Genomic DNA, 13,171 nt, shown 5'->3' with positions numbered 1-13,171 from the left:
AAAGATTAAAAGTCGTAGCGTACCGACGCACGTACATATCTTGGCGTCTGGAAGCTGTCGGCATAGCCGTAGCGGATGTTCTTATCGCCACTGTCTAGCTCATACTGCTCATCCACCCCCGTGATACCGTCGAAGTTAAACAGGTTGTACACGTTCAACTTGAAATTCAGGCGTCCCGCCGTGTCGAAATCCATGGTGTAAGACAGGTTAAGATCTATGTTGTAGACCCAGTCTGTACGTCCCATGCTGCCACGCGGTGCCGCCTCGCCATTGGCGTAGAAAGAGGAAGCGCCGTACCAATCACGACCGTAACAGGTACCATCGATGGCGATAGCCTTCACACAGTAGCCCTGATCCGCCGGATGTAAGCCGAAGGCATTGATCGGACGACCCGATTGCAGGTAAGAGTTGAAACCGACGCTCAAGTCATCCGTGATGTGATACACACCATAGAGCTTGAAGTTGTGGCGTCTGTCGTTAGGCAGGTAGCCCTCGCCGTTATCCATCAACTCAGGATAGTCGAACGAGGTGGTCCAACCCGGATCGGCCTGCTCGTTGTCCGAACGCACCAAACCTTCTGTGTTACCTTCACTCTTAGACCAGGTATAGGAACCGTTGAGGGTAAAGTCTTCGGTCACGTTACCGCTAAAGCTCAGCTCAACAGCCTTATAGGTACGAGTCGCCTTAGGGAAGCCCATCTGATCTGCGGTCACGTTAACCGTTTCTTTCACGCCATCGCCGTCGACATCATAGTTGATCTCTGTGCCTATGCCTGGGTTGGTCAGCGTCGGGAACCAGCCACCGACGAAGTAATCTTCGGCGCTGGTCTCGCCATTACCGGCATACCAGGAGGAATCATAGTTTTCCTTGATCCACTGGTTCATCCCGTAGTTGAAGGAGACGTCTTCAATCGATTGCTTCAGGTCGCGATAGACACCGCGAATGCCCACGGCCCAGTCATCGTTAAGCTGCTGTTGGAAGCCCAGGGCAAACTCATCCGAGTACATAGACCCAGCCTTGTTGTTAAACAGCTGGTCGGCATCGGGCACAGTGCCGTCGGCCACCACGCGGCGAGAGATCTCATCGCCCAGAATAGGCGAGCCGTCGGCGTTCACGCCATTAAGATGGCTGACGATATGCGAATCGTAGGCGGCAGAGGCCATACGCAGGTTGGTGTTTGGCGATACCGGCTGGAAGTAACGGCCATAAGAGGCGTAAACCTTGCTCGAGCCATCGCCAATCACATCCCAGGTCACGCCCAGACGCGGCGCAAACTGACCGTCGAGGTCAACATACTTGTCGCCAGAACCGGTGGTGTTACTGAATTCGCTATAACGCACGCCGGCGTTCACAGTTACCGTATCTGTCACCATCCAGGTGTCGGACACATACAGGGCTGTGTGCACGTTTTCAGTCTCACTCGCCTTACCCCAGATACGCAAATCCGCATATTCTGTGCCTTCGGCCAGGCCGTAGGCGTTGTCGGCACCGGCGGTGTAATACTCATACCAGCCATCACCGTGCGGAGTATAGAAGTCGGCGATCTCGAGACGCTCATAATCATAACCGGCGCGCAGCGTGTGGTCGCCAATCACCCAGTCCAGATCGATACGATAGGTGATACGCTTATCTTCTGTCTCAGACGAACCATAGCCGACCCAGTCACCCAGACGCTGATAGCTGCCTGAGCGGTAATCTTCATAGGTGGACTGATCTAGGGTGCCCGAGTTATCCTTGGTCGACTGAGTGATCTCACCATACATGGCCGACAGGGTAATGTCGTCGGTCAGATAACCCGTGTACTGGGCGTTCCAGCCGATGCCGCCGTAGGTGCTTTCGGTAAGGCCGATGGCGTCGCCACGACTACCGTCGTCATTGCGACGATACTGGGTGCTGGCATAATCCCCTTCGTTGCTGAAGGCCATCACGCCGACAGAGTGATCCTCATGGATAAACCAGTCCACCTTAGTAAACCAACGGTTGGTATCCCACTCTTTATCGCGCAGCGTAGTCTCCCCATAGGCGGTCGACTCCTCGCCATAGGGGTTCCACAGGCCGTAGAAGAAGAGCTTGTCTTCGATCAGGGCGCCAGACGCCCAGAGGTTATATTCGGTTTCTTGCCAATAGGCATCGGATACGGTTTCTATGCTGCCGTCATCTTTCATGCGCGGCACAGGTTCGGCCAGGGCATCCGGGGCGACTTCGGCCTTGGCGCCGAACTTCCACTCGTTGTCACCCGACTTGGACACCAGGTTGACCACACCACCGATGAAACGACCATATTCCGCCGACACGCCGCCAGTCTGTACCTCTGTCTGCGAGATCGCTTCCCAAGGCAAATCGATATCGCCCATCCCCTTACGCAGATCGGTAATGTTCAGGCCATTTAGATAGTAGCCGTTCTCGGCCACCGAAGAACCGGCGATGGCAACACCGCCGAAACCGTTATCGCCGGCGACCGCACCAGGGCTCAGCAGTGCGATTGAGGTGGAGTCCAACTCTACCGGCAGCTGATTAAGCTCTTCGATAGAGATCACCTGAGAGTTAGTGGTGCTGGAGGTATCGACTCGGCTGATACGGGCGCCTGTCACCGCGATACGCTCAACTTCGTTGTTCTGGGCGTCCAGCGCCACATCGAAGGTCAAGGCATTACCCACAGTCACGGCCACATGCTGCTCTTGCACCTGGTAGAAACCATCCTTGACGATAGTGATGGTGTAGTTACCTATGGGCAGGCCCTTCAGTGAAAAGCTGCCGTTGGCACCTGTGGTGGTCTCTTTGACTATACCCTTGCTCTCGTGGCGAATGATCACCTTGGCGTTATTAACATCTGCGCCGACAGAACTCGTAATGTGCCCTTTAATTGTGCCCAGACCATCGGCCGCCATCGCGGCGGGCGCAGACAGCATGAGCGCCGAGCCGACTGCGATTGCCGCCAAGGTCTTCCTCGGGACAAAACGCCTAGTAGCGTTACTTCCTGACATAAGTTTTATCTCCCTTCTCTTTATTATTTTGCTGACATTCAGGGCGATGAATGTGGTGTTTTATGGGTACGGCCCCTGAACGCAACAAAAACATAACACAAAAGACATATTTTATACAATCTTCAATATACAAAAGATCTTCATGTAGAGATGCTGAGAAGAAAATGGCTAGAGAAATTAGATAAGCATCTGAAAATATTTAAATATTGCTTATCGAGAAGGGAGAGATTACGAAATTGAAGGGTGTCATCTAAATGTTGGCTATCGCCGATAAAAGGCAGAATTAGGCGGCCAAGACTCGCTGGGCAAGTTGATGCAGCACGCCTTCTCTCAGGGCGCCGCCGGAGAGATTGAGGGACTGAATGTCGAGCAGATTAAACAGGGCAGATAGTATGGCTAAGCCAGCGGCGAAGGTGGGCGCGCGCTCGCTATGCAGGCCGCGAATGTCTCGCAGGCTCACATCTGTCTGTGCCAACACCTCGCCCCTGAGATCGGCTAGCACTGCCGGGGTAATGGTCGCGGAGACGCCGCGATCGTTGAGTAGCTCCACCACGGACTGTACCGTACCCGAGGCGCCAACCACACAGTGCCAGCCATAATCGGTCAGCTGCCTGCGATAGTCACCCAGGGCGGTCTCGACCTGGCTCTGGGCCGCATCGAAATCCAGTTGTTGAAATGGGAAGCTGTTGAAGAACTTATCCTTGAAGGTGACACAGCCCATGGGAAGGCTGGTCTTAAGCAGCACCTTATTGCCATCGCCTATGATGAACTCGGTGCTGGCGCCGCCGATATCGATCACCAGGCGTCGCCCCTCACCTTGAGTGGTGGCGACCATGCCCTGATAGATAAGCTCCGCCTCACGCAGTCCGGAGATGATCTCTATGGGTTGCCCCAGGATAGGTAATGCTGCCTCGCAGAAGGCGTCTGCGTTGCTGATACTGCGCAGGGTCGCCGTAGCGATGACAGCGATATTGTCACGACTCACCCCTTCACGGTCCAGCATCTGCGAAAACATCTGCAGACAATCCAGGCCACGGTCGAACACCTCGGGGCAGAGCACACCATCTGCGCCTATCCCCTCGGCAAGGCGTACCTTGCGCTTATACTTGGCCACTACGGTCGGCTTGCCGGCGCGGGTTTGCGCCACCAGCATATTGAAACTATTCGAGCCTAAGGTAATGGCCGCATACAAGGGACTGACGCCAGAGTGCTTCATTAACTGTGTCTACGGGTCCTATCGTGGCGTCTTGGACGTGCACCCGGACGACCACCCTGTGGCTTACCACCACCGGAACGGCCTGTAGGACGTGGCGAATGCTTACGATGAATGCGCACTGGTGGCGGAATATCATCGAGCAGCGCTTCGCTGTCGTAGTTAGTCACAGGAATACTATGTTGAATATAGTGCTCGATAGCCGGCAGGTTCAGGGCGTACTCTTCACAAGCGAAACTGACAGAGACCCCTTTCTGACCCGCACGACCGGTACGACCGATACGGTGTACATAGTCTTCACAGTCATCGGGCAGATCATAGTTATAGACGTGGGACACGTCTGAGATATGCAGACCGCGCGCCGCAACGTCTGTAGCGACCAGGATATCCAGCTGACCCTCGGTGAACTGCTCAAGAATGCGGATACGCTTCTTCTGCGGTACATCACCGGTAAGCAAACCAACACGGTGACCGTCACCCTCCAGGTGAGCCCAGAGGTTTTCACAGCTGTGCTTAGTGTTAGAGAACACGATCGCCTTCTCTGGCCAATCTTCTTCGATCAGGGTTAGCAGCAGACGCATCTTATCTTCCATCGACGGATAGAAGATCTCTTCGGTGATGTTCTTAGACGTCTTCTCGCTTGGCGCGATCTCGACCTTCTCGGGATCATTCATGTGATCGTAGGCCAGCTCCTGCACCTTCATCGACAGAGTTGCCGAGAAGAGCATGTTCAAACGCTCGTTGGCGTCTGGCATACGTCTGAAGAGGAAGCGGATATCTTTGATGAAACCGAGATCGAACATGCGGTCGGCTTCGTCCAACACCACCGCCTGAATGGCGCTGAGGTTGATCACCCCCTGACGCACATAATCTATGATGCGACCAGTGGTACCGATCAGGATATCGACGCCCTTATCCAACACCTTGCGCTGCACTTCGTAGCTCTCTCCGCCGTAGACAATACCCACCTTAAGGCCGGTATGTTTCGCCAGCAGCTCCCCGTCCTTGGCGATCTGAATAGCCAGTTCGCGGGTCGGTGCCATCACTATGGCTCTGGGCTGATTGAGTTGACGTCCGTCGGGGATGGGGGTGGTTAGCAGATGATTGAAGGTGGCGACCAGAAAAGCCAGGGTTTTACCTGTACCCGTCTGCGCTTGGCCTGCGATATCTTTATGTTCGAGTAAAATCGGTAATGATAATGCCTGGATAGGCGTGCAATATTCAAAGCCGCTTTCGACTAGTGCCTGTTGTATCTCTGGATGAAGAGAAAAGTCGGCAAACTTTTGATTAGTTAAATGTGTTTCGCTCATAGCGCAAGCATACCAGTTAGGGTTGCAATAAGGAACTCGATCGTTTGAAATAACGGCTAATAAAAAAAGACCGTTGAAAGCCGCGAATAACTCTTGAAAAGCGAATTTCAGACCCAATATACAGGTTAAGCCATTAACAAACCAGCAATGGCACCCTAACTGGAGAACATCATGAGCGATAAAATTATTACCCTAAGCGACGACAGCTTTGAAAACGACGTTTTAAAATCAGACCTGCCAGTCCTCGTTGATTTCTGGGCAGAATGGTGCGGCCCTTGTAAAATGATCGCCCCAATCCTGGATGACGTTGCAGACGAATATGCCGGTAAGGTAACTATCGCTAAGCTAAACGTAGACCAAAACAACGCCTCTCCGGCGAAGTACGGCGTACGTGGCATTCCAACACTGCTTCTATTCAAGAATGGTGAGCTAGCCGACACTAAAGTAGGCGCCCTTTCTAAGACTCAACTTAAAGAGTTCATCGACGCACAACTATAATGCTTCGATCCCTATGACATTTTTGTCATAGAAAGTGATTCTCGACACAGCTTGGTCAAGTAATTGTGTCGAGGGTCGCTAAATTTCTAGACGCCCTGCTCCTATAGTGCTACTTTAATAACCAGAAACTTTCTCATTAACCACACCTCGCTATTTCGATTAATATCCAAACAACTTTATGCTATTAGTCCCAAAATAGCTTTGTCTCGCAATATACAAGACCCACCACGATGAATTTATCAGAATTAAAAGAGAAGTCGATTTCAGACCTAGTCATTCTGGCTCAGGATATGAAAATCGAGAACATGGCCCGAGCCCGCAAACAGGACATTATTTTCGCAATCCTTAAAGCCCACGCCAAAAGCGGTGAAGATATTTTCGGTGGCGGGGTACTAGAAATCCTGCAAGATGGTTTTGGTTTCCTTCGTAGCGCAGACGGTTCTTACCTGGCAGGTCCAGACGATATCTATGTTTCACCGAGTCAAATTCGCCGCTTCAACATGCGCACCGGTGATACCATTTTTGGTAAAATCCGTCCCCCGAAAGAAGGCGAACGTTATTTCGCGCTACTGAAAGTCAGTGAAGTCAACTTCGACAAACCCGAAAACTCCCGCAGCAAGATCCTCTTCGAAAACTTAACCCCACTTCATGCAGAAGAACGTATCCGAATGGAACGTGGTAACGGTTCAACCGAAGATATTACCGCCCGTATTCTCGACCTCTGCTCGCCAATCGGTAAGGGCCAACGTGGCCTGATCGTGGCGCCGCCAAAGGCTGGTAAGACCCTGCTGCTGCAAAACATTGCCCAGAGCATCACCTACAACAACCCAGAAGTTGTGCTCATGGTGCTGCTGATCGACGAGCGTCCAGAAGAAGTAACCGAGATGCAACGCCTGGTAAAAGGTGAAGTGGTCGCCTCTACCTTCGACGAACCAGCCAGCCGTCACGTACAGGTAGCCGAGATGGTTATCGAGAAGGCTAAGCGTTTGGTAGAACACAAGAAAGACGTAGTGATCCTGCTCGACTCTATCACCCGTCTGGCACGCGCCTACAACACAGTGATCCCTTCATCTGGTAAGGTTCTTACCGGTGGTGTGGACGCCAACGCATTGCACCGTCCTAAGCGCTTCTTCGGCGCAGCACGTAACATCGAACATGGCGGCAGCCTGACCATTATCGCCACTGCGCTGGTCGATACCGGTTCTAAGATGGATGAAGTGATCTACGAAGAATTTAAGGGTACGGGTAACCAGGAACTACACCTGTCTCGTAAGGCCGCCGAGAAGCGTGTCTTCCCAGCTATCGACTTCAACCGCTCGGGTACCCGTCGCGAAGAGAAGCTGACCACACCGGACGAGCTACAGAAGATGTGGATCCTACGTAAGATCCTCAATCCGATGGACGAAGTCAGCGGTATGGAGTTCCTCATCGACAAGCTGGCCATGACCAAGACCAACGAAGAGTTCTTCACCGCGATGAAACGCGCCAAGTCTTAATAAAAGTCCTAATATTAGTCTTAAAATGTTATCGATAAAAAAGCCGCAAAGATGCGGCTTTTTTTATGCCTGCTGAGTAAAAGCCGGGGCAAGGCGCTTGGCGCGCTGCTGGCAGCGCTGGCGCAGATGCTCCCTGAGGGTCAGCACCAGAGGTGTCACATGTTGCCTCCCGGGACACACAAGATAGAGGTCGGCGCTCTCGCCGCTGTACTGGGTCAGCAGCGGCACCAGGGCGCCGCAGGCCAGGTCGTCAGCCAGATCTAGGGATGACTTGTAGACGATCCCCTTGCCCGCCAACGCCCACTTGCGGGCGACTTCGGCGTCGTTACAGGTGCGATTGCCCGACACCCTCACCCTGTGACTCTGACCGTCACGATAGAAACACCATTGGTCGTGGGTCTTCTCATCTAACATGAAAAACAAGCAGTTATGCTTCTCCAGATCGCTTAGGGTCTCGGGGCGGCCATGGACAGCAATATACTCAGGCGAGGCACACAGGATGCGCTGTGCCGAGCAGATCTTAAAGGCCACTAGGCTAGAATCCTTGGGGGTGCCGCTACGCAGGGCCACATCTATCTTGTCGTGATAGAAGTTGGTCAGGCTGTCGGCGAGATGCAGCCTCAGCTGTAACCTGGGATATTCGTCCATCAGATGATCCAGCCAGGGCAGAATATAGTTGCGCCCGGCATCGGATGGCAGGGCTACACTCAGTTTGCCGGCAATCTGCGACTTGGCGCAGGCCAGCGCCTGCTCACCGAGACGCAGGTCCTCCAGCGCCCGACGACAATAGCTGAGGTAACGCTCGCCGGCGTCAGTCAGCCTCAGGCTGCGGGTGCTGCGAATGAAGAGCACGGTATCCAGCTCCTTCTCCAGCCGCTTCAGGCTGGCGCTGGCCACCGCCGCGGAGATCTCCAGCTCGACCGCCGCGCCGCTCAGGCTGCCGCAGTCGGCGACCCTTACAAATAACAATAGATCATTGACCTGCATCGCCTGTTTCCCCGCCGCGTTCGGCACTCTCTTTGAGTGGAATTCTATTAAGCATAGACTGACTAAAAACCTTACTTTTATCAAAATATTTTTGATAAAAGTAAGCCAAGTGGTGGATTGAGTGCCAATAAAAAAGCCTGCTCAGGCAGGCTTTCAAAGGTGTGCACAAACAGCTTAGGGCTTATACCAAAGCGGTTGCCATCTTACGTCTGAGATAGGCGATCTGCTGCATATGCGGCAGATCTTTAGGACAGTTGTCCTGACAGCCCAGCAGGGTCATGCAACCGAATACCCCATCCTGATTACCTATCACGTGATAGAAGTCTTCCACGCTGCGGGCATCGCGACTGTCGAGCTCGAAACGAGCGATCTTCATCATGCCCACGGCGCCGACGAAGGTGTCGCGCATCTGCTTGGTGGCACAGGCCGAGACACACACACCACATTCGACGCAGCGCTCCAGCTCATAGAGCTTGGCGGCCTCCTCGGGATCCATGGGCGCCTCGATGCGGTGAATGTCCGCCTCGTCGTTTCTCGGATGCAGCCACAACTTGAGACGCTCTGCCAGCTCACGCATAAACTTACCTGTGTTGACCGACAGGTCACCGATCAGCTCGAAACCCGGCAGCGGCATCAGGGTGATCTCCCCTTTAGGATACTTACTGGTCAGGGTGCGACAGGCCAAGGTGGGATAACCGTTGATCACCATGGCGCAGCTACCGCAGATCCCGGCGCGACAGACGAAATCAAACTGCAGTGACGGATCCTGCTGCTCACGCAGCATGTTCAGCGCGATAAACACCGTCATGCCCGGTGCCTCTTCCAGCTGATACTTGACCATCTTGGGCTTATCGTCCGGCATCTGAGGATCATAACGGAAGATATTAAAGGTTAGTGTACGACCCTGACTCATTTGCTTTCTTCTCCAAGCTGCTGACTGTTTCCGAGCGGCTTATCATGCAAACGCTCATTCTTCTCTCTAAGGGATTCCGGCACCTCGAACGGCATCAGCGCGTGCTGACGCTCATGGCGATCGGCATCTTCGCCCAGGTTACTCAAGATCTCGACTATCTGTTTCTCTCGCTTCTCTGTGTCCGGATGGGCGATGGCGTTATTGATGCCATAACCACGATAGCCAGGTGGCAGCTCCATCTTCATCACGTCGAGCTGTTCGTAGTCCAACTGAGGACGGGTGGCGTCACTGCTCGGCCAGGAGGAGAGCGTGCGGTTGAGCCACTCTTTATCGTTACGCTGCGGATAATCTTCACGGGCGTGGGCACCGCGGCTCTCGGTGCGCGCCTCAGCGCCGCAGGCAACCGTTAATGCTACCTTGAGCATGCGCTTGACTCTCAACGCCTCTACCAGCTCTGGATTGGCATGGCGCTTCTTGCACTTAAGGCCCAAATTACGCGAGCGGATCAGCAGAGCCTCTAACTCCTCGACCGCCTTGGTCAGCTCAGGGCCATTACGGAAGATGCCCACATAGTCCATCATGATGCGCTGCATCTCGCGCTTAAGCTCATAGGCAGACTCACTGCCCTGCCCCTCGACCAAGCCATCTATCTCATCTCGCACCTGAGCCACGAAGCGTTCGGCCAGCGAGGTGTCGATTTCCAGGGTGTTCTCTTCACAGAAGTCGGCCACATACTTGCCGATTATCATGCCACCCACCACGGTTTCCGCCAGCGAGTTGCCCCCCAGGCGGTTAAAGCCATGCATGTCCCAACAGGCCGCCTCACCCACACTGAACAGCCCTTTTAGCTGGGGACTCTGCCCCTTGGCATCGGTACGTATACCGCCCATGGAGTAGTGCTGGGTCGGACGCACTGGGATCCAATCTTCGGCGGGATCTATGCCGAGGAAGTTCTCGCAGATCTCCTTCACCTCACGCAGGTTGGTCTCCACATGCTTGCGGCCAAGCAGGGTGATGTCGAGCCAGAGGTGCGGCCCGTAGGGGCTGTCGACCCCCTTACCCTTGCGCATATGTTCTGTCATGCGGCGCGACACTACGTCCCGCGAGGCCAGCTCTTTCTTCTCCGGCTCATAATCGGGCATGAAACGATGGCCATCTTTGTCTCTGAGCAGGCCGCCATCACCGCGGCAACCTTCGGTAGTCAGAATCCCCACAGGCACGATGGCCGTCGGGTGGAACTGCACCGCCTCCATGTTACCTAGGGTCGCCACGCCGGTTTCCAGCGCCAACGCCTGGCCTATCCCCTCGCAGATGATCGCATTGGTGGAGACCTCATAGATACGGCCATAGCCGCCGGTTGCGATCGTGGTGGACTTGGCCACATAGGCGCGCAGCTCACCCGTGATCAGGCATCTGGCCACCACCCCATGGCAACGCTTGCCATCGTGAATAAGCGCCAACGCCTCGACCCTTTCGTGTACCGGAATATCCAGGGAGATCGCCTTGTTATCTACGGCATAGAGCAGTGAGTGGCCGGTGCCGTCTGCGGTATAGCAGGTGCGCCACTTCTTGGTACCACCGAAGTCGCGGGCGTTGATCAGGCCATGGGCCTCCTCGGCCTCTTCGATGGTGACCTTCTCGGCGTTTACCACCACCTGACGTGGCCCCTTGGTGACCCGCGTCCAGGGCACGCCCCAGTTCGCCAGTTCACGCACCGCCTTGGGGGCGCAGTGAGCAAACATGCGCGCCACTTCCTGATCACAGCCCCAGTCCGATCCCTTTACCGTATCTTGGAAATGTACGTCTTCATCGTCTCCCATGCCTTTGACGGTATTGCCCAGACTGGCCTGCATGCCGCCCTGGGCAGCTGCCGAATGGGAACGCTTGGCGGGGATCAGTGACAGCACCAGGGTATCCAGGCCGCGTTCCTTCGAGGCGATGGCGACCCTTAGTCCCGCCAGTCCGGCGCCCACGACTAAAGAATCGGTATATATCAGTTTCACACTTGCTCCTTACGAGGGATAAGAGATCAAATTAGCGTCTAATGGGTTAGCTGGCGTAGGGCAGGAAGGCGAGCAGAGAGGCCAGACCTATCACCACAAACACCACACTCACTATGGTTTTTATTTTTTTAATTCGGGCGCGGGCGTCGATGGCGCGCTTGGCGCCCCACTTGATGGCCACGCGATAGATGCCGATGGCGGCATGTAACTCGACGCACAAGAGCAAGGGCAGATAGACCATCCAGACCCCTTGGTTCCAGATACGGTCTGCGCTGCCCACAGGGCCTATGGTTTCCGGCGCGCTGCCGATCAACCAAAGATGCACGGGCAGCAACAGGAAGATCCCCACGCCGGTGATCGCCTGCCACACCCACAGCTTAGTGTCGTCATGGTGGATCACGCTCATCTGCTGGCGCAGTGCCCGCTGCTGTTGCAGGTTCAGCGGCATCTTATGCACGGCAACCAACACATGGATCAACGCCAGTAGCGCCACTATGATGGCGATGCCCGACACCACCCAGGGATAACCATGGCCATCGGCGCTGAGGAAGCTCAGCTCCATGGTACGTGCCACAAATGTCATGGCATCGGCCCCCAACAGGATGGAGGAGACCAACACCAGGTGTGTCCAGAGGAACAAGGCTAAGATGACGCCAGAAACACTCTGGCTCATATCGAGCCAACCGCTTACATTATTATTTTTCTTCGCCAGCGACATAGGCACTCCTGTGAAAAGTGGGAAAAGTGCGAGACAAACAGATTTAAAAACAGCTAGCCTTAATGTCGCTCACAAACCCAACTGAAACCGTGAGATAGATCAAAACACAATCCGATATTTTATAATTTGCTAATCTACCCCGCGCCTACACAGTTATGGCACAAATGGCGTAATTGGCAAGACGAGTGATCGGCCTATCATGATGTAAGAGATGAGGCTCAAGATGCCCAGGGTCATCAGATAGATGATCAACACCTTGATCGCCTTTCTCAGCCCCTTACGGTGACGGATAAGCCCCCACTTCACCGCGACGCGGTAGAGTCCTATCATGGCGTGCACCACCACGGCGGGCAGCAACAGAGCGTAGAGCAACCAAGCATTGGCGTGATAGACGCGCTCGGCCGACAGATGGGGGCCGATCTCCGGGTTGGTTATCATGGTAAAGATGTGCACCGGTGCCAGGAAGAACAGGATGAAGCCTGTCACCAACTGCCAGAACCAGGCATGGCTGTCTTTATGCTTGATCCCCTGCATGTGATTACGCAGCGCGCGCCATTGCCCCAGCTGGGCCGGGAAGCGACGCAGCGCCACCGCCGCATGCAGCATCACAACCAGCATGATGAAGATAGAAAACACCTTGGTCACTATCGGCATGCCGTGACCATCATCACTAAACATGCCACCTTCGAGGAACTGCACCACGTGATAGAAGGTCTCTTTTCCGAAGAGAATGCTCGACTCGAAGTGCAGATGCGCCAGCAAAAAACATCCCAATAAGATGCCGGTGGCACTCTGTATTCTGTCAGCCTTGGCGGACCAGGGACTGCCCAAAGCAGCGTAATGTGTGTGTTGGTACTGCAAGCTGTTAACCTTCATGATCTTTCTGCGCCTAGTGTCGGGATCTACACCATACCAACAAGTTTTTAGCTGCCTATACGGACAGCTGAAAAGCGTGAGACACCTCACCCTGCCAAGGTGGAACATTTGACGTCGATCACAAACAATCCGCCCACAACGAAACAAAGGTAAAACCAATTAACCAATAGTAA

Annotated in this window: 10 protein-coding genes; 2 read left to right on the top strand and 8 right to left on the bottom strand. The window is 54.3% G+C overall.

The annotated features are described in order from the left end of the window. Positions 1-5: 5 nt before the first annotated feature. From K0I31_RS01740 to rhlB, 3 genes are all read right to left on the bottom strand, one after another. Positions 6-2,939, bottom strand: coding sequence for a TonB-dependent receptor (locus K0I31_RS01740; protein ID WP_258406551.1), 2,934 nt, complete (start codon positions 2,937-2,939; stop codon positions 6-8). Positions 2,940-3,267: 328 nt separating this feature from the next. Continuing rightward, the gene (locus tag K0I31_RS01735) at positions 3,268-4,200 is read right to left on the bottom strand and encodes a Ppx/GppA phosphatase family protein (RefSeq protein WP_220079683.1); all 933 of its coding nucleotides are present in this window, start codon (positions 4,198-4,200) and stop codon (positions 3,268-3,270) included. Beyond that, positions 4,200-5,507, bottom strand: a complete 1,308-nt coding sequence (rhlB, locus tag K0I31_RS01730) for an ATP-dependent RNA helicase RhlB (RefSeq protein ID WP_220043993.1) — start codon at positions 5,505-5,507, stop codon at positions 4,200-4,202. Before rhlB ends, K0I31_RS01735 begins: the two co-directional genes overlap by 1 nt. 171 nt (positions 5,508-5,678) lie before the next feature. On the opposite strand from rhlB, the gene trxA reads away from it, so the two are divergent. Together trxA and rho are read left to right on the top strand one after the other, a co-directional pair. Beyond that, entirely contained in the window at positions 5,679-6,005 is a 327-nt protein-coding gene (trxA, locus tag K0I31_RS01725; protein ID WP_011864144.1) for a thioredoxin TrxA, read from the top strand. 230 nt (positions 6,006-6,235) lie between these two features. Beyond that, a complete protein-coding gene (gene rho, locus K0I31_RS01720) occupies positions 6,236-7,501 on the top strand; it encodes a transcription termination factor Rho (protein ID WP_011864143.1) in 1,266 nt (421 codons plus the stop codon). Between the two features lie 63 nt (positions 7,502-7,564). On the opposite strand, the gene K0I31_RS01715 is transcribed toward rho, so the two are convergent. The 5 genes from K0I31_RS01715 to K0I31_RS01695 all read right to left on the bottom strand — a co-directional run bounded on the left by K0I31_RS01715 (position 7,565) and on the right by K0I31_RS01695 (position 12,998). Continuing rightward, positions 7,565-8,488, bottom strand: coding sequence for a LysR family transcriptional regulator (locus K0I31_RS01715; protein ID WP_220079682.1), 924 nt, complete (start codon positions 8,486-8,488; stop codon positions 7,565-7,567). 181 nt (positions 8,489-8,669) lie between these two features. Further along, positions 8,670-9,401 carry a fumarate reductase iron-sulfur subunit gene (locus K0I31_RS01710; RefSeq protein WP_144200089.1) on the bottom strand — a complete coding sequence of 244 codons (732 nt, stop codon included), beginning with the start codon at positions 9,399-9,401 and terminating at the stop codon, positions 8,670-8,672. Next, positions 9,398-11,404, bottom strand: coding sequence for a fumarate reductase flavoprotein subunit (locus K0I31_RS01705; RefSeq protein ID WP_220079681.1), 2,007 nt, complete (start codon positions 11,402-11,404; stop codon positions 9,398-9,400). Before K0I31_RS01705 ends, K0I31_RS01710 begins: the two co-directional genes overlap by 4 nt. A gap of 46 nt (positions 11,405-11,450) precedes the next feature. Then, complete coding sequence (locus K0I31_RS01700) at positions 11,451-12,122, bottom strand: fumarate reductase cytochrome b subunit (protein ID WP_144200093.1); 672 nt, start codon at positions 12,120-12,122, stop codon at positions 11,451-11,453. Between the two features lie 153 nt (positions 12,123-12,275). Continuing rightward, a complete protein-coding gene (locus K0I31_RS01695; protein ID WP_220043991.1) occupies positions 12,276-12,998 on the bottom strand; it encodes a fumarate reductase cytochrome b subunit in 723 nt (240 codons plus the stop codon). Positions 12,999-13,171: the final 173 nt, after the last annotated feature.

Source organism: Shewanella spartinae (assembly GCF_019457555.1).
GTDB classification, from domain to species: domain Bacteria; phylum Pseudomonadota; class Gammaproteobacteria; order Enterobacterales; family Shewanellaceae; genus Shewanella; species Shewanella loihica.
This window is presented reverse-complemented; position numbering and strand designations above follow the sequence as displayed.